Raw genomic sequence first — 17,760 nt, 5'->3', positions numbered from 1 at the left:
CCCCACACCTCTGCGGCAGACTCATCCCCACCTCAAAAAAAAAAGGGGGGGGGGGCTGCTTTACTATTGTGACACAGTCTGTTGTCCGGAATCTACCCCTAATACCTAAGAATAGGCAAAATCATCATGAAACAACCATTTAAGGGACGATTCTGGACAAGCCGGAATGACAGAAAGGGAGAAGGATGGCAACAAACTAAGCAACTACCGCTTACTTATGATGGAGAACAAATTTATCGTGGCAAGCAAGGCTATCACGATAGATTTATTCCGAATGGGGTTAATGGTTTTTTTTCACCGGCGTATGGTCTTTGGTTGAGTTGTCGGTTTTCGATTTCAGCTCATCATATTTGGCGGTTATTGCGGTGAGCTGGCTTTTCGTGGCGTTGTGGTTGACATGCTCGACTACCAGAAGAAACCATCCGGTGAGCATTGCTATTATTAATATTATAAGGGGGAGGTCTTTAAGGATTTTCCCCTGACGGGGCTCCTTTTGACTTGGTTTTTTTATTCTTTCCAGATCAAGTTCCAACTTTGTCTTCTCGCTCATTTAAATCTCCTTACCTCAAACCTAAGGATTTCGACATTGTTGTCCTCTGGATGAATACCCGCCTTTGCCTTAGTGATTCGTAATTGCTCATCCACTGTGTTCACACCTTCCAGTGCTGGCAGGAGCAGCCCCCTCCTATGGCCTTGCGTAACGATTACGCCGTATTTATTACAGTCAAGCCCGGAGACATCGTCAACCTTCTCCGGTGGTGAGAGCATATCTACCGAATATGTTATTTCGCTGAGTTCATCGGGTGAGACGGGTAAAAAACGCGGGTCCTCTGTGGCGGCGGCTATGGCGTTTCTAATTATCTCGGACGCCACGTTTTCTGTTGTTGGGGCAAAGGTTCCTATGCAGCCCCGCAGACGCCCTTTTATTTTTAAAGACACAAAGACCCCCGCCCGCTCCTTCAGCTCGCCTTGAGCGGGGTCAACTGGCGGACAGATAACCTCCCGCCGTCTGACGTAAGACTCCACGGCCTCCCGCGCCAGGCGCGTTAAGGGGCTTAGAGGCGTTTCCATATGTCCGGCTTCCCCCATTTCAGTTATTACTTGTCTCTGCTTAAGGCGTACTCTGCCATAACAATAAGGGCGTCTTTCTCCTTGCAATCATCGAACGCCGACAGCTCAGCCTTGGCCTCTGCCACTATCTCTTTTGCCTTATCCATCGTCTTTTCGATTACATCATATTTTTTGAACAGTGTCAGCACTTTTTTCAAGTCTCTTTCAATCTGCCCGTCTTTTTCTTTGTCCGGCATGTCCTCGTCCGATGTTGAATCAATAATGGCGGTAAGCTCCTGCCGTTCCTGCGCGTTTGCTGATTTCAGGAGGTAGATAAGCGGAAGGGTTATCTTTCCCTCGTGGAGGTCCCTGCCGAGTTTCTTGCCAAGATTCTCCTCGTCCGCCTTAAAATCCAGTATGTCGTCGTATATTTGAAAGACTGTCCCGCTCTTCAGGCCGTAGCTTGCCATGGCATTGACTTTTTCCTCCGAAAGGCCGCCCAATATAGCCCCTATCTTGCATGAGGCTGAAATCAGGGCACCGGTCTTGGACTCAACTATTCGCACATAGTCCGCTTCGGTTATTTCAGGGTCTGCGATTTTTTGTAACTGCAGTATCTCGCCCTCGGACATCTTCGCAACGGCGTATGAAATAGCCTCCATTGTCTTTAAATTCTGCTGGCTTACGGCCATTCTAAGTGAGTTGGCATAGAGATAATCACCTACTAAGATAACGACCTGTGTCCCCCATATCGAATGAGAGGTGGGCTTGCCGCGTCTTACCCCAGCCCCATCTACCACATCGTCATGAAGGAGTGAGGCCGCGTGTATCGTCTCTATTACGCCGGCAAAGACATACCTGCCATCCCCACTGTAACCTGACAGCGCGGCGGACATCAGCAGATACATCGGACGAAGCCTCTTTCCCCCGCCTCCAATAAGGTGTCTGCCTATGTCAGGGATAACCACTACATCGCTGCTGAATATCTTCGCAATTTCGCCCTCTACACGCCTCAAATCTTTTTCATAGTATCTGAATATGCCCTCGGCATTCATCATTGTTTACCTTTTTGGCCTTTTGGTGCCAGCGTATGAATATCTTCGGGCTTAAACGCGCCCTTTTCTGTCAGTATCAATGTTATATATTTAGCCGGTGTTATGTCAAAGGCTATGTTTCTGACGGCTACACCCTTAGGGGCAATCTCGCATCGGCCAAAAATATTCGTTACCTCATCTGATGAACGCTCCTCAATGGGTATCTGGCCACCCGTGGAAAGTGTAAAGTCTATGCTGCTCAGTGGTGCCGCCACGTAAAACGGTATGCCGTGTTCCTTTGCCAGCACCGCCACAGTATAAGTCCCGATCTTATTGGCAACATCGCCGTTTCTCACCGTCCTGTCCGTGCCAACGATGCAGAGGTCTATCTCGCCCCTTCTCATAAGCTCCCCGGCTGCGTTATCAGGTATCAACGTAACGGGTATGTTGTCCTGCATCAGCTCCCACGCCGTAAGGCGCGCACCCTGAAGCACCGGCCTTGTCTCGTCGGCTATGACTGACACACGTTTGCCCTGCGCCACGGCCGTGCGTATAGGGGCGGTTGCCGTGCCATAACCACCAGTTGCCAGCGCCCCCGCGTTACAGTGCGTCAGGACGGTGTCGCCGTCTTTTATCAACTCCGCCCCTAAGCGCCCTATAGCCTTGTTTATCTCTATGTCTTCGTTGAGAATAACAACGCCCTCTTTTGCTATCTTGTCTTTAATGGCGCTTATTGGCAGGTTATCATTGTCCTGAATAAGCCGACCTATCCTCTCTGCCGCCCATTGGATATTTACGGCTGTGGGCCTGCTGTTAAGGAAGTCGTCAATTGCCGGACTCAGCTTTGTCGTAAACTCCTCTACGCCTGCTGCTTCTATGGCGTTTGCCGCAAGGGCTATTCCCATAGCCGCCGCAATCCCTATGGCAGGGGCACCCCTTATGGCGAGCGTCTTGATACAATCCACCACCTGCCGGTAATCCGTACACTCTACGTAGGACACCGCGTGGGGCAGAAGCCTTTGGTCAAGTATCATGACCTTTGCCGCCCCTGCCGCCTCAGCCCCGAGACCATCTACCCATTTTATCGTGTCTATCATTATATATTCTCTCCAGCCTGTCTATATTATACTATTGCCACAACTAACATAAAGAGAGATTGCGCGTTATTTTACTATATCCATCAGATTTTTTTCTTTTTCTTTTTGCGGGCAACTCTAATCAACAGGTGGATATTGAAATAACAGGACAAACTACGTAGTAGAGTAATCTATCTCCAGGGTCATCATCAGCCTGAGCGTTTCTTCCTTAGCCCTGTTAAAATCAAGCTCATCAATGCCTTTTTCTATCGCGTCTAACTGCTCTGCGCGCAGACACCCTTTTAACTCCTTAAGCAGCGGCTCTACAGCGTCAGGGTTGTATTGATTATATGCGGCCAGTATTTTTGTGAAAATATTTCTTAGTTCATCTTTGCTTAATTCCTGTATTTCATGGTCGGGGCCAACTTTTTTTACTTCCATGCCCTCTATGTAAGCTGCCACGTCATTTATCGCCTTGGCCAAATCGTTTAGCAACGCCCTCGCGCCGTCTGTATCTCCGCCTTTAAGCAGATTGTCAATCTTTGAAGCAATATCATAAACCTCCACCATTGAGAGATTTCCAGAAAGACCCCTGATTGAATGCGATATGCCCTTTGCCGCGCCAATGTCTCCATTATCCAGACACGAAGCAATCGTCTGTGCCGCGTCCTTATATTTCTCCATGAAACCCGCCAACGCCTCAGTGTAGACGTTCCAATCCCCCCACATGTCCATTGCCTTCTGTGAGTCTATGGCAGGGGACTGCCGCACTGGCTCAACGCCCGGCGCTGTCTTTAAATCCATACTGGTTGTCTGCCCTGTGTGCTCAGGGGTTAATCTCTCCATAGTGTTAAACAACTCCTTAAAATCAATTGGCTTTGCGGCCACCTCATCAACACTTTTGCTGATATATATTTTGCGCTCATCAGAAGTAACACTTGCGGTGAGGGCTATTATCGGTATATGTGTGCCGGTGTTTGATTCTATCTCACGAATTTGACGTGTGGCCTCAAGACCATCCATCACAGGCATTTGCATGTCCATGAGTATTATGTCAAAACCGTCTCTTTTGTAGCACTCCACGGCTTCATACCCATTTCGCGCCGTTTCAATCCTGTGGCCGCGCTGCTCAAGACGGGTCTTTAGCAGCAAGATGTTTTCCTCTACATCCTCTGCAACCAATATCCGGAGTATTTTTTGAAGCTTACATACATGTGTATCTTCAATCTCTTCATTTACAGTTTGTTGCGTGGGCGTTAATTTGACCGTAAAACTAAACACACTCCCCTTGTTCAGCTCACTCTCCAGCCATATGCGCCCGCCCATCAGCTCAACCAGTTGTCTGGATATCGTTGTGCCCAGGCCCGTTCCCCCAAACCGACGGGTTGTTGAGCTGTCGGCCTGCGTAAATGCCTCAAATATCTTGTCCTGCCTGTCCTCTGGAATGCCCAATCCCGTGTCGACAATCGAAAACAGCATCGTGCCGTCTTCATCCCTCTGGTTTACTGTTAATGTAATTCCCCCGTGTTCAGTAAATTTAATGGCGTTGCCTATGAGATTTATGATTACCTGTGTCAATCTCGCTGAATCCCCAAGATAATATTCCGATGGAAGCCCTGAATCAAGCGTTATCTTAAAATAGAGGCCATTTTGCCGGATTTGCTGCTCAAAGGAATTTTTTACGCCCTCAATTAATTTATAGATGCTAAAGGGATGGCTCTCTATCTCTATCTTGCCGCTTTCGAGCTTGCTGATATCCAAAATATCGTTTATCAATCTCAACAGAGACTTCGCCGACTTGATTGCAATCTCTATATACTCCCTGTTCTTACTGGTTATTGAGGCATCTTCCGCAACTAAGTCCAGGAACCCGACAATCGAGTTCATTGGAGTTCTTATTTCATGGCTCATGTTTGCTATAAAGACAGATTTGGCTATGGATGCTTCCACTGCGGCTTCTTTTGCAATGGATAGTTCCTCTGTCCACGCCTCTGTCTTCTCGTTCGCAGCCATCAGTTCCTGCCGCGTTAATTCCAGCTTATGAACCACACGCCTTAGACGCCGGTTCCAGATAATAACGAAGACTGTTATAATAAACAGCGAAGCGGCAATCGGGCCGTAAACCCTCCAGTTAATCTTGTTATGATATTCAACGGTAAGCCAGTGGCTCATTATCGCAGACTTTTCTTCTTTCGACATGCCAAGCAACGCCTTATCAAGAGCGGACGCCAAAAGCGGCCAGTCTTTTCTGACGCCAAAGGCCACATCATATGTGTATGGTGACTGTGCGGCGATTTTAAGGGTGGTCAACCCGAGTTTATCTATATTATAGCCTACCATGCTCATATTTTCTATGTAGGCATCAACTTTTCCGGCGGCAAGATCTACAAGTGCATTATGGACATCGGGCAGAATTTCAAGCGGCAAATCAGGATAGTCTCGTTTCATAAAAGTTTCGACAAGTTGACCTCTACACACGCCAACCCTGAGACCTTTGAGATCGCCAACCCCCCCTATGTCTCTGGTATTCTGGCGGGTAACAATAACCGCAACAGAGCTGGCATACGCCTTGGTAAACTGGATGTATTCTCTACGGTCTGGTTCATCGGCAATCTTCGTTATAACATCTATTTCACCATCTTGTAGTTTTTTTATGGCCGCACTGACGCTGAGACCGGGCACAATGACAAGCTGTATGCCAAGACGCTGCGCGCATACCTTTATAAAATCTGCACTGATGCCGGAGTAAACGCCATCATGGTCGAGGAATTCGTAAGGTGCACGATCAGAATCCACACCTATACGCACTTGTCTGCCATTAAGAAATGCCCTCTCCTCATTCGTCAACTCAACCAGTGAGTTAGCGCCCTGTGCAGGCACATCGGCATATATCGGAGTCCACACCCAGCTGGCAGCAAACACGAAAAGTGCCAGTAGTAACACTAAAAGACGCCCTTTATTTATTGTCTGCCTATCCTTCATCGTTAACCTCTTCTGAGCCTCCACTATAGGTATCTTCTGCTTTATTTTTCAACTGCGGTTGCCCCGATGGCAGCCCTGTCACTGTTAATCTATCTCCAGCCTTTTCATTAGTTTTAGCGTCTCTTCCTTAGCCCTGTTAAAATCAAGCTCATCAATGCCTTTTTCTATCGCGGCTAATTGCTCCCCGCGCAGACACCCTTTTAACTCCTTAAGCAGCGGCTCTACAGCGTCAGGGTTGTATTGATTATATGCGGCCAGTATTTTTGTGAAAATATTTCTTAGTTCATCTTTGCTTAATTCCTGTATTTCATGGTCGGGGCCAACTTTTTTTACTTCCATGCCCTCTATGTAAGCTGCCACGTCATTTATCGCCTTGGCCAAATCGTTTAGCAACGCCCTCGCGCCGTCTGTATCTCCGCCTTTAAGCAGATTGTCAATCTTTGAAGCAATATCATAAACCTCCACCATTGAGAGATTTCCAGAAAGACCCCTGATTGAATGCGATATGCCCTTTGCCGCGCCAATGTCTCCATTATCCAGACACGAAGCAATCGTCTGTGCCGCGTCCTTATATTTCTCCATGAAACCCGCCAACGCCTCAGTGTAGACGTTCCAATCCCCCCACATGTCCATTGCCTTCTGTGAGTCTATGGCAGGGGACTGCCGCACTGGCTCAACGCCCGGCGCTGTCTTTAAATCCATACTGGTTGTCTGCCCTGTGTGCTCAGGGGTTAATCTCTCCATAGTGTTAAACAACTCCTTAAAATCAATTGGCTTTGCGGCCACCTCATCAACACTTTTGCTGATATATATTTTGCGCTCATCAGAAGTAACACTTGCGGTGAGGGCTATTATCGGTATATGTGTGCCGGTGTTTGATTCTATCTCACGAATTTGACGTGTGGCCTCAAGACCATCCATCACAGGCATTTGCATGTCCATGAGTATTATGTCAAAACCGTCTCTTTTGTAGCACTCCACGGCTTCATACCCATTTCGCGCCGTTTCAATCCTGTGGCCGCGCTGCTCAAGACGGGTCTTTAGCAGCAAGATGTTTTCCTCTACATCCTCTGCAACCAATATCCGGAGTATTTTTTGAAGCTTACATACATGTGTATCTTCAATCTCTTCATTTACAGTTTGTTGCGTGGGCGTTAATTTGACCGTAAAACTAAACACACTCCCCTTGTTCAGCTCACTCTCCAGCCATATGCGCCCGCCCATCAGCTCAACCAGTTGTCTGGATATCGTTGTGCCCAGGCCCGTTCCCCCAAACCGACGGGTTGTTGAGCTGTCGGCCTGCGTAAATGCCTCAAATATCTTGTCCTGCCTGTCCTCTGGAATGCCCAATCCCGTGTCGACAATCGAAAACAGCATCGTGCCGTCTTCATCCCTCTGGTTTACTGTTAATGTAATTCCCCCGTGTTCAGTAAATTTAATGGCGTTGCCTATGAGATTTATGATTACCTGTGTCAATCTCGCTGAATCCCCAAGATAATATTCCGATGGAAGCCCTGAATCAAGCGTTATCTTAAAATAGAGGCCATTTTGCCGGATTTGCTGCTCAAAGGAATTTTTTACGCCCTCAATTAATTTATAGATGCTAAAGGGATGGCTCTCTATCTCTATCTTGCCGCTTTCGAGCTTGCTGATATCCAAAATATCGTTTATCAATCTCAACAGAGACTTCGCCGACTTGATTGCAATCTCTATATACTCCCTGTTCTTACTGGTTATTGAGGCATCTTCCGCAACCAAATCTAAGAACCCGACAATAGAGTTCATTGGGGTTCTGATTTCATGGCTCATGTTTGCCACAAAGGCAGATTTAGACAGCGACGCTGCCTCGGCTACCTCCTTTGCAATGGATAGTTCCTCTGTACGCTCTGCAACTCTCACCTCAAGCATATCATGAGCGGCCTTGAGTTTTTTCTCTGCGGCAATCCGCTCGCCCATTTCCTCTGAAAGCTGTATGTTTTTTGCCATCAGACTCTCCGTCCTGATGGCAAACGTCATGGCAAGGGTCTCAAGTTCATCGCCGGTACCGGTGGGGCTGCATTTGATGTCTTCATTTTCAGCAGCCCTGCTGATTTTATCGCATAACGCCAAAATCGGATTGACTATATTATTGCCGATTCTTTTTGTAATATAGGCCGCCGCAATAAGAAAAATTAATCCTATTATGCCAAGTTTCGTGATTGCGTTATAGACAATGACCAGATATACCGATTTTAATATACCTGCTTCCAGAGTAATTTTCAGTTTATTAAGAATTGTGTGTTCCTTGTCAGCCGTCTTTTTTGCCGTAATATACACATTACCTTTTATATAGTTCATTTCTGATATCAGTTTGTCGCCAGCATACAGCCTGTGGTAATAAATGGGGTCATTTTGATTGGCTGCCAGAAATACATTCATAACATCGGACTCAACGACGATTGCCCCTTGCGGCGACTTATAATACTCTATCGGGACTACGATAATAATAGTGCCTTTGTCGGTAAGAAATACGTTTTCTTTTCCACTGGCGAGAGCCAGCCTTATTTGGAACAACTTCGAGTAATCAGGCGTATCTTTCATGTTAGAATAAATGGTGTATCCGACATAATCTACGACGCTGACGCCACCGTTTATTACAAATATATTTGATATTTTGGAAAAATAAGCGGAACGAAGCTCAGGATTTATCAAGGCGTCTGTTACAATTGTGTTCTTACTGAAATCTTTAGCCGTATTTAACATCGTATTTATATACTGTTCAAAATTGTCCATACAATGAACGTCGTATGTTGTAATGCGGTCTGTCATCTCCTTATATAATACATCTGTTAATAGCAGCGCGACGGTGGCTATTGTCGCAGCCGTCAGCACTATTACAAAAGATAAATATCTTATCAGTAGTTTGGTCTTGATACTATTGCCAAATAGTTTTCTGATCATTTTTTACCCTCACTGATGGGAATTATCGCCCCATTTTTATCAAATACGGCCATAAAATATCCCTTTTCGTCCAGCGCGTCGTGCCGGGTCTTTGTAAACGGCGGCGAATGCATCTTAGTCAGGCCTTCATAGTGCTGGATAGTCTCCATAGCGTCTCTTATTGCGGCTCTATCAAGCGTACCCGCCTGCCTGACCGCCTCTGCTAATAACATAACCAGGTCGTAAGCACGCGCCGTTGCATTTGGAGAGAATATCTCCTGCGGGGTCTTTACGCCATATTCGTTCATATACTTGTTCACGAATTCCTTACTCCTGGTATTATTTGCGGTTATAAATGAATATGTCTGCATAAATGATAAATCAATCGTAGTTAGCTCCTTTTTTACTTCTTTATAGAAATCTTCTCCCGTTATTGCCATGTGCGAGATAACGGGAATTTTCTTTTTACTGTAAAACAGGTGCTTTATTATAATTGCTCCCTCTTTATTATATGCCAGCATTAGAATTATCCCGGCCCCCGAGCCGGCAATCCTCTCGATTTGTTCATGAAAATCTGTCTCACCCAAATTAAACGATTCTATCGCTGTGAATTTTAAACCCTTTTCTTTCAGGTAATTTGCCATTATCTCTTCATTTACATTGCCCCAGCTTGTGTTGACCCGAAGAAGAGCTATTTTCCTTGTTCTTTTTAATGCCTGTTCCACCAAAAACGGTCCGGCATATATATCGTTTGCGGAAAGCCTGAAAACATAATTCGGCTCGTAACCGTTTTGAACTACCTGAGGATGGGTCGTCCATGGAAGGAGATATGGAATCTTAAAAAGATGTATTAACTTCAGGTCCCCCATTACAATGTGGCTGTGAAGGCCGCCCATAACGGCGGCGAGGTTTTTTATTTTAGCAAATAACCTTATATTATCATTGCTTCTCGCTGTGTTTCCAGCGTGGTCCATCGTTACAACAATAAGTTTTTTCCCGAGCAGTCCTCCGCTTTCATTTATCTCCTTTGCGGCAATCTTCATTCCTCTTTCTATCGCAATCCCGGCTATAGACGACCCAAGTGTCATATCAGCGTTCAAACCGATAATAATATCGTCTCCGGCCTCATACTTATACTTCTGCCTGAGATATTCCAAAGTTGAGGCTATCACATCATCGCCAATGACAGGGGCGTATTTATAGAGAATACCTTTGGTGGCAAGCTGGAATTGTTTTATCTCATCGTCGGTTAAATATGTTATTTTTATACCGGTCTCTGCAAGTTTTTTCAACACATCGGCTTCCTGCGCATCTATCAATTCTCTTTCATATCCGGCCAGCTCTTTTGCCGTTGCCATAAGTATCTGTTGAATATCTGGTGGAAGTTTCTCAAAATTTTTCTTGCTGAAACTAAACACATACGAAAGGTAGGCATGGTTGCTTATTACAATATGAGATTGAACTTCGTGAAATTTCATATCATATATGACTACTATTGGATTTTCTTCGGCTTCGACAACCCCATCCTTTAATGCCTTATACGTTTCGTGGAAATCTATGGGGATGGGATTAGCCCCGAATTCCCTGAATTGATCCATTATCAGGGGGCTTTTCATTATCCTGACATTCATACCTTTAAAATCTTTCGGAGAGTGAATTTCCTTGTGTGCGGTAAATTGCTTAAACCCGCTGCCCCAAAACGCCGCCCCTATGAGGCCGAACCCATTGAGTTGCTGTAAAAGCAGCCTGCCTGGCTCTCCAGCCAGCATTTCGTAGGCGTCGTCTTTGTGTGGAAATAGAAATGGAATATCGGAGTATTGCAATGCTGGAAGTACCGCGCCCATTTTTGCTGTCGGCGTAAGAAGTATATCCAAATCTCCTTCAACCGCCATTTCTATCATTTTGTGGTCGTTGGCAAGCTCCTGGTTGGGATAAATTGTTATAGTTACGCCGCCGTTTGTCTTTTGTGATACTACCTCGGCAAATTTTCTCGCCGAGATGTCTATGGCGCTGTTTGGAGGCATGCTATGTCCAAAGGTCAGCTTGTAGATTTTTTGCGCAGCGGTATTCTGAGGCTTGGAGCCGGATTTGCCGGAGAAAAACCCTGAGAAAAAATATAAGGCCCCCACGGCTATGAGAACAACTATAGTGGCTGCAATAATCTTGTTACGTGATTTTAACATAATGGAATCCATCTTCTTAACGACTGGATTCCTGCCTTCGCAGGAATGACAGACAGGGAACGGTGGCATTCGGGAATGACAGACAAGTCAAGCCCACATTTTGGTATAAGCCTTTCAACTGCTGTTTTCAGGAGCTGCCCTCCTTTTCCTTTTGATCCCAGGATTCTTTAATCCTTATGATTTCGTCCATGGCTTCAAAAAAGCACTCAACGATATGTGGATTAAAATGGCTTCCAGACCCCTTTTTAATCTCCTCAAAGGCCATATCAATAGGCCATGCCTCTTTGTATGGCCGTATCATAGTCAGGGCGTCAAAGACATCGGCAACGGCCACAATCGCGGCACTTTCAGGTATTTCCTCTTCTTTTAAACCTTTGGGGTAACCCGTGCCGTTGTACTTCTCATGGTGATAATGCGCCACAACGGCCGCCATCTCAAATAGCGGCGTATTGCTTTTTGATAGGATACTGTGCCCGATTGTAGTATGTGTTTCCATTATTTTCCATTCGTTGGGATCAAGTTTGCCGGGTTTTCTCAATATGCTGCCGGGAATTCCTATCTTTCCCACATCATGCATTACTGCCGCGAGTTCCAAACTTTCAAGCATATTGACAGGCCATACGCATACTCTCGCTATTTCTCCACAATAGGACGCCATTCTCCATACATGGCTTCCCGTATCTGTGTCATTATAGTGGCCGGCCTCTCCAAGCATAATCACAGCAGATTGCTGGCTCTCATTCAACTGTTTTGTGCGTATCTTAACCGTCTCCTCAGCGAGCCGCCTGTGATGAGCTATCTCTAAATGGGCGGCAACCCTGTGTAATACGATAGGCGCAGATACCGGCTTTGTAATGTAATCAACGCATCCGGCTTCAAATCCGTTGGATTCGTCCCCTACATCTCCTAAAGCGGTAATAAAGATAATCGGGATGTCGGCTGCCGCGGGGTTAGCTTTCAGACGCCGACACGTCTCATATCCATCAATCCCCGGCATATTTATATCAAGCAATATCATATCGGGTTTGTTTTGAGCGGCTATATCTAAAGCAGCCATACCCTCCGCGGCAAAGAACAGCTTATATTTATCTTTCAATATTTGTCTCAGGATTTGACGATTACCTGCCTCGTCGTCAACTACCAAAATACTGAATTTAATGTCTGTCATATCATATCTCCCTTCTGTGTTACAGTAGGTAGCTCAATGGTAAACCGCGCTCCCCCTTCTACATTAGAGGCGGTAATCCTGCCGTTCATCTTCCCCTCGATAATAGCCCTTGACATGTAAAGGCCAATGCCGGTGCCTCCCTCTCCTTTGGTGGTCACATACGCGTCGAAGAGTTTATCTATCACATCGTTGTCTATCCCCCCGCCGTTGTCGCTTATGTTGATGACAACCTTATCCTCTGCCTCTTCAATATCTATGGTAACATATCCATTCTTCTTAATAACCCCCCTTTTCCTTGCTGAATTTATCGCGTCACGGCTGTTGTTTATCAGATTCAGGATTACCTGCTTTAGTTCATTGCGATAACCTGTGGCGTATATGGGGTGCGTCTTTGGAGTATTTATGGCAATCGTAATGGCGTTGCTTTTTAATATATTTGAAAATAGCCTGAGCACCTCGTAAAAGGCCTCCGTTACATCGAATATATCTTTATGTTTGGATGGTTTCAGGAAGTTCTGGAAATCATCCACGGTATGGGACATAAGATTAATAAGGTCCATGCCATGGCTGACAAATTCTTTAAGATAGCCAGCGTCTACCTCCCCTGCCTTAAACGCGTCCTCAACATCCTGCATTACAAGGCCCAATGTGTTTAACGGCTGCTTCCACTGATGGGCTATCGCGGAGATCATCTCGCCCATCGCCGCCATTTTGGACTGCTGGATGAGCATCTGTTCCTCTAACCTTCGCCTCTCGATTTCCTCTACTACCCTGTTTTCCAGATGGCGCTGCAGGTTATACAACTTCAAATGTGTATCTATACGGGCTATTACCACATCGTTTTGAAACGGTTTACGCACATAGTCCACCGCCCCGCCCTTAAAGGCGCTGACTATCTCGGCGCTGTCTGAAAGGGCGCTGATAAAAATGACCGGTATGTCGGCGGTCGTCGGGTCGGCCTTTAATCTGTTACATGTTTCATAGCCGTCCATCTCTGGCATTACTATGTCAAGAAGGATTAAGTCCGGCCTTATACTCTGAGCCAACTCCAAGGCCACAGCGCCGCTTCCCGCAAACGACAGATTGTACTTATCCTGCAATATCTGCCTAAGCAATTGCCTGAAGCCCGGCTCATCGTCAACTATTAACACTGTCCACTGCGGGCCTGCCATTTTTTTTGTACCCCCGGTCTGTTTTTATCGCTGAACGTAACTAAGTTGTCTTTTTTCCCATACAACCTTTAATGATTACTTACTCTTTGATTAACTTATCCTTGTGGAGTTTATACTCAATACTATCCACAAGGGCGTGCCACGACGCCTCTATAACATTAGGGCTTACGCCCACTGTGCCCCAGCGTGAGCTGTGGTCGCCGGACTCAATAAGCACTCGCACCCCTGAGGATGTACCCGCACCCCCGGTGAGTACCCTGACCTTATAGTCATGCAGCGAGACTTCCTTTAGGGCGGGGTAATAGCGCTCAAGGGCCTTTCTGAGGGCATTGTCAAGGGCATTGACCGGGCCGTTTCCCTCGGCGGCCGTATGGACAAGTTCACCGTCGGGCAGTTTCATCTTTATAATGGCGGTGTTTGTTGAGGTGCTTTCATGGCATGTCTTTTGGGTCATAAGCTGAAACCCGAGAAACTCGAAGGCCTCCTTGTATTGGCCGGTCTCCTTTTTTATCATAAGCTCGAACGAGGCCTCTGCCCCCTCAAACTGGTACCCTTGGTTTTCGAGCCTCTTCAGTATCTCAAGAATCTTATTGGCGTCCCCCATGTGCACCCCAAACTCCTCGGCCTTTCTCTGAAGTGTGCTCTTACCGGCGAGGTCAGAAATCAGTATCCTCTGGGAGTTGCCGACAAGGGCCGGCTCAATGTGTTCATATGTGCTTGAGTGCTTTATGATGGCACTTACGTGCATCCCGCCCTTGTGGGCGAAGGCGCTGTCACCGACATACGGCTGACGCTTAAAATGCGGCATGTTTGCTATCTCTGTCACGTAGCGCGAAACGTCTCTGAGCTGCGTAAGGGCAGCACTGCCGCCAAGCACCTCATAACCCAGCTTGAGCTGGAGATTGGGGATGATTGAGCACAGGTTGGCATTGCCGCATCTCTCGCCAAGCCCATTAATAGTCCCCTGCACCTGCACGGCACCGGCGCGCACGGCCTCAAGGGTGTTTGCCACGGCGCAGTCTGAGTCATTATGGGCGTGAATGCCAACCGGAGCGTTGACGGACTTTATTACCTCAGTGGTAATACGGTGAACCTGCTCTGGCAGACACCCGCCGTTGGTATCACACAGTACCAGACAATCAGCGCCGCCATCTACGGCTGCCTTGAGACATTCAATTGCATATCCTGGATTATTGATATAGCCCTGAAAGAAATGCTCGGCGTCGAAAAAAACCTTCTTAACGTTCGACTTCAGAAATCTAAAGGAATCGTGTATGATACGCAAATTCTCATCGTTTTCTATCCCCAGTGCATGGCGGACGTGGAAATCCCAGGTCTTGCCGAATATGGTAACGCACTCGGTACCGGCCTCAACAAGCGCCCGGAGGTTGGTGTCATCTTCCGCACTTACGCCGGGGCGGTGGGTGCTGCCAAAGGCGGCGATAACCGCTGTTTTGAGCTTCATGTCTTTGACTTGCCTGAAATACTCCGCGTCCTTGGGGTTTGAGGCTGGCATCCCGCCTTCGATATAGTGAATGCCGAAGGTGTCAAGCCTTTCTGTTATCAGGAGTTTGTCCTCAAGCGTGAGTGATATGTCCTCGGCCTGAGTACCGTCTCTTAATGTTGTATCGTATATTTCGATAGTTTTCATGGGGTTAATAGTAGCATATCGGTGGCGGGCGCGTCTATGTGTGTCTTTGGCCCCGGCGTTGACTTTCCTGACTTGGCACCGTGGATTATGTCCGCGATTAAATATTGGCTACGTGAGAAGTCCTAACTCTTGGACAGCCGATCTATTTCAGGAAGAATTTAAGCATTACAGCTATGGCGGCTATTAGTATGCCGATTTGACTTGCCCAGAAGGCCAGCATCCATTTGATGGAATCTGTTTTGGACTTTTCTATCTTTAGTTCAAGTGCAGATTTCATGTTTTCAAGGTCAGCCTTAGTGGCGGCCTCACGTTTGGCCTGTTCAGAGACCTCATCAAATGCCTCAATGAGCGCTTTTGTTTCCTGCTCTCCGAGCTTGTCTTTAAGCAGTATGTATAACTCCATCGTCTTGGTCATATCTCTATTATACCGCCCATAACCCTTTCTGTCAACGCCCCGAATCAGGGCAATCGCATTAGAAATTGCCTCCCTTATTTTTGTCACCGCCCTTATTTTTGTCATTCCGGACAAGCCGGAATGATGGCAAGGGACAAAGGCGGAATTATTGCATAGGTATCTTGTAATTTTTTTTCAAATGCGATTGCCCTGCGCCCTAAATTGCCTCACGAAAAAACTGAAACGTTGCCTCAGGGAATAAACAATGGGGTCAGGTCTTATTTCCTGCCCTCCATGTAAATCCCAAAGAGTTCTGGATTTATGTCCTTCATAAGCGCCCTAATCTTTATAAACTCAACACTTCGTATGTGTTTCAGGTATTGATTGCTTTCAGCTAATACCATACATTTATAAAATAATTTCGGCTTCAAGGGGTTAGCTTTACCCTTCTTATAATCTGTCTCCATTTTTAGGAAGTCATTGACATAGAGTCTTAAATCATCAAGTATTTTGATAATTTTATATGGGAATATCTTCTCAATACAACCGTAAATGACTACCCAGTCAATATAGTCGCTATTTGACACATCCCTTTTTACATGGTTTATCAGGTCTATGACCGCGCCATCGCTTATGGAATCAAGATCAACACCATTGGGATTAGCCTCAAATGCCTCTCTGTAGCATATCCTTGAGTTTTGCACGTTACCTCTTAAGAAATGCAGCTCACCAAGATATCCGCTCAGTCTCGCATCATCAGGGTGTTTTACTATGGCCTTTTCCAACCTTGCCTTCGCACCCTTTAAATCTCCGGCGTATATGTAAAATAAACCTACGGGGATATTCAAAACATAATCGTCATCGTTTTTTTGCTCCTCTATCGTCTTGCACAGAGCAGTGAAGTAATTCTTTTTCAGATGCTTATTTGACGCCAGATTATTACCTTTGAACGTCTCAGTAAACTCTTTCCATGTTGAAACCATGTTTGTAACATCAGACAGTATCAGATGTTCCATGAAAAATTCGCATATTTGGCTCTCATTCCTTAAATCTATTGACTGTCTTGACTGTTTGAGTTTTTCTATGGCTTGCTTCGCAGCAGAAAGGTTCAGAGAGTTAATATATATGCTTATCTGATTCGTCTCTCCAAAGAGGTCTTCAAAAAGGTCTGGCTGTTCAGCATTAAGCATATCTGTCACTACCGCCACTCCATGAGCATAATCAGATGAGTTCTCTATAACCCAAGCCTTGTTATAGCATTTTATAGGGAGTTTCGACAAGGCGAATTGCCTCACGAAAAAACTACACGAAAGAGAACCGTTGCCCACATCCTCTGAAAAATGTTTATTCGCATAGACAAAACTTCATGTATGGTGATACAATACCTTCATGGAAGCTATTGATTTCACCATAGATGGTGTTGTGGATTGATGGGCTAGGCCATCTGCTGGTATTTCATACAGGCCGGGAAGTGGTGCTTTGTCTAAATTACCTCGTATAGGTTTAGTCCTGAGTTTTTTAGATGATATATCATTTTTGGCTCCAATACTTGTAAACACTAAACCATACTTAACATGTATATCACAATGGTACACCCGATAGGTTGAAAATACATTTGAGTCTTATGCTGAAGGCCCGTCAATGACTTATGACGTGAAGATTCTTAAAGGGACATTAGGGGATTTCAAGAGACTTCGCATAGGAGATTACAGAATTATATTTGAGGATGACGGAACTACCATGCTTATTTATGAAATAAAACACAGAAAGGAGGCATATAGATGATAAAAACTCATGTAATAGAAGAAAACGGCAAGCCATTTGCCGTAATAATGGACTACAATGAATACCTGAAATATAAAGAGATCGAACAAGACAGAGATGACTACTATTCCGCAGTTGAAACTAAGTTAAAGAACAAGAAGTGGGTAACTCATAAGGATTTAAAAAATAAGTTGGGCATATAGGCTCATGGTAAGGGGGGTCAGGTCTTGCAATAACAGAAAAAGAAATACATAGTGCGTTTGCCTTGTGATTGTCAGTAAATGATGGGCCAGCAGGCCGCCTGTGAAAAATATGTGTAATACCAAAATAGAAATGTCCTATTCTACCAAAGTAGAAATGTCCTAAA

The 17,760-nt window shown here is 45.8% G+C and carries 13 protein-coding genes and 1 pseudogene; 2 read left to right on the top strand and 12 right to left on the bottom strand.

The features are described 5' to 3' along the window. Positions 1-280: 280 nt before the first annotated feature. The 12 genes from AB7D94_RS11200 to AB7D94_RS11145 all read right to left on the bottom strand — a co-directional run bounded on the left by AB7D94_RS11200 (position 281) and on the right by AB7D94_RS11145 (position 16,957). On the bottom strand, positions 281-550 hold the full coding sequence (locus tag AB7D94_RS11200) for a hypothetical protein (RefSeq protein ID WP_420265964.1): 270 nt from the start codon (positions 548-550) through the stop codon (positions 281-283). Further along, positions 547-1,071, bottom strand: coding sequence for an AmmeMemoRadiSam system protein A (amrA, locus tag AB7D94_RS11195; RefSeq protein WP_420265963.1), 525 nt, complete (start codon positions 1,069-1,071; stop codon positions 547-549). The genes AB7D94_RS11200 and amrA overlap by 4 nt, the downstream gene beginning before the upstream one ends. A gap of 26 nt (positions 1,072-1,097) precedes the next feature. Continuing rightward, a complete protein-coding gene (locus AB7D94_RS11190; RefSeq protein WP_420265962.1) occupies positions 1,098-2,108 on the bottom strand; it encodes a polyprenyl synthetase family protein in 1,011 nt (336 codons plus the stop codon). Continuing rightward, on the bottom strand, positions 2,105-3,184 hold the full coding sequence (gene mtnA / locus AB7D94_RS11185) for an S-methyl-5-thioribose-1-phosphate isomerase (RefSeq protein ID WP_420265965.1): 1,080 nt from the start codon (positions 3,182-3,184) through the stop codon (positions 2,105-2,107). Before mtnA ends, AB7D94_RS11190 begins: the two co-directional genes overlap by 4 nt. 150 nt (positions 3,185-3,334) lie before the next feature. After that, positions 3,335-6,142, bottom strand: coding sequence for an ATP-binding protein (locus AB7D94_RS11180; RefSeq protein WP_420265961.1), 2,808 nt, complete (start codon positions 6,140-6,142; stop codon positions 3,335-3,337). A gap of 84 nt (positions 6,143-6,226) precedes the next feature. Further along, complete coding sequence (locus AB7D94_RS11175; protein ID WP_420265960.1) at positions 6,227-9,082, bottom strand: ATP-binding protein; 2,856 nt, start codon at positions 9,080-9,082, stop codon at positions 6,227-6,229. Next, complete coding sequence (locus AB7D94_RS11170) at positions 9,079-11,244, bottom strand: DctP family TRAP transporter solute-binding subunit (protein ID WP_420265959.1); 2,166 nt, start codon at positions 11,242-11,244, stop codon at positions 9,079-9,081. The genes AB7D94_RS11175 and AB7D94_RS11170 overlap by 4 nt, the downstream gene beginning before the upstream one ends. 127 nt (positions 11,245-11,371) lie before the next feature. Further along, entirely contained in the window at positions 11,372-12,412 is a 1,041-nt protein-coding gene (locus tag AB7D94_RS11165; protein WP_420265958.1) for a response regulator, read from the bottom strand. Next, positions 12,409-13,584, bottom strand: coding sequence for a sensor histidine kinase (locus tag AB7D94_RS11160; protein ID WP_420265957.1), 1,176 nt, complete (start codon positions 13,582-13,584; stop codon positions 12,409-12,411). The genes AB7D94_RS11165 and AB7D94_RS11160 overlap by 4 nt, the downstream gene beginning before the upstream one ends. A 79-nt stretch (positions 13,585-13,663) precedes the next feature. After that, the gene (gene cimA / locus AB7D94_RS11155) at positions 13,664-15,235 is read right to left on the bottom strand and encodes a citramalate synthase (RefSeq protein ID WP_420265956.1); all 1,572 of its coding nucleotides are present in this window, start codon (positions 15,233-15,235) and stop codon (positions 13,664-13,666) included. Between the two features lie 142 nt (positions 15,236-15,377). Further along, complete coding sequence (locus tag AB7D94_RS11150; protein ID WP_420265955.1) at positions 15,378-15,755, bottom strand: hypothetical protein; 378 nt, start codon at positions 15,753-15,755, stop codon at positions 15,378-15,380. A gap of 152 nt (positions 15,756-15,907) precedes the next feature. Further along, positions 15,908-16,957 (bottom strand): tetratricopeptide repeat protein, encoded by a 1,050-nt coding sequence (locus AB7D94_RS11145; RefSeq protein WP_420265954.1) that lies wholly within the window; start codon positions 16,955-16,957, stop codon positions 15,908-15,910. A 289-nt stretch (positions 16,958-17,246) separates the two neighbouring features. On the opposite strand from AB7D94_RS11145, the pseudogene AB7D94_RS11140 reads away from it, so the two are divergent. Continuing rightward, positions 17,247-17,414: pseudogene (locus AB7D94_RS11140) on the top strand (type II toxin-antitoxin system RelE family toxin); the annotation flags it as partial. Continuing rightward, positions 17,411-17,596 carry a hypothetical protein gene (locus AB7D94_RS11135; protein WP_420265953.1) on the top strand — a complete coding sequence of 62 codons (186 nt, stop codon included), beginning with the start codon at positions 17,411-17,413 and terminating at the stop codon, positions 17,594-17,596. The pseudogene AB7D94_RS11140 and the gene AB7D94_RS11135, both read left to right, overlap by 4 nt. The last annotated feature ends 164 nt before the right edge of the window (positions 17,597-17,760 follow it).

The organism is Candidatus Magnetominusculus dajiuhuensis (assembly GCF_046044395.1).
Taxonomy (GTDB): domain Bacteria; phylum Nitrospirota; class Thermodesulfovibrionia; order Thermodesulfovibrionales; family Magnetobacteriaceae; genus Magnetominusculus; species Magnetominusculus dajiuhuensis.
This window is presented reverse-complemented; position numbering and strand designations above follow the sequence as displayed.

What these genes read in the sequence shown, in the direction of transcription:
- AB7D94_RS11200 (WP_420265964.1), bottom strand. Translation starts at nt 550, where the DNA reads ATGAGCGAGAAGACAAAGTTGGAACTTGATCTGGAAAGAATAAAAAAA.
- AB7D94_RS11190 (WP_420265962.1), bottom strand. Translation starts at nt 2,108, where the DNA reads ATGATGAATGCCGAGGGCATATTCAGATACTATGAAAAAGATTTGAGG.
- amrA (WP_420265963.1), bottom strand. Translation starts at nt 1,071, where the DNA reads ATGGAAACGCCTCTAAGCCCCTTAACGCGCCTGGCGCGGGAGGCCGTG.
- AB7D94_RS11175 (WP_420265960.1), bottom strand. Translation starts at nt 9,082, where the DNA reads ATGATCAGAAAACTATTTGGCAATAGTATCAAGACCAAACTACTGATA.
- AB7D94_RS11135 (WP_420265953.1), top strand. Translation starts at nt 17,411, where the DNA reads ATGATAAAAACTCATGTAATAGAAGAAAACGGCAAGCCATTTGCCGTA.
- AB7D94_RS11150 (WP_420265955.1), bottom strand. Translation starts at nt 15,755, where the DNA reads ATGACAAAAATAAGGGCGGTGACAAAAATAAGGGAGGCAATTTCTAAT.
- AB7D94_RS11180 (WP_420265961.1), bottom strand. Translation starts at nt 6,142, where the DNA reads ATGAAGGATAGGCAGACAATAAATAAAGGGCGTCTTTTAGTGTTACTA.
- AB7D94_RS11170 (WP_420265959.1), bottom strand. Translation starts at nt 11,244, where the DNA reads ATGTTAAAATCACGTAACAAGATTATTGCAGCCACTATAGTTGTTCTC.
- cimA (WP_420265956.1), bottom strand. Translation starts at nt 15,235, where the DNA reads ATGAAAACTATCGAAATATACGATACAACATTAAGAGACGGTACTCAG.
- AB7D94_RS11165 (WP_420265958.1), bottom strand. Translation starts at nt 12,412, where the DNA reads ATGACAGACATTAAATTCAGTATTTTGGTAGTTGACGACGAGGCAGGT.
- AB7D94_RS11160 (WP_420265957.1), bottom strand. Translation starts at nt 13,584, where the DNA reads ATGGCAGGCCCGCAGTGGACAGTGTTAATAGTTGACGATGAGCCGGGC.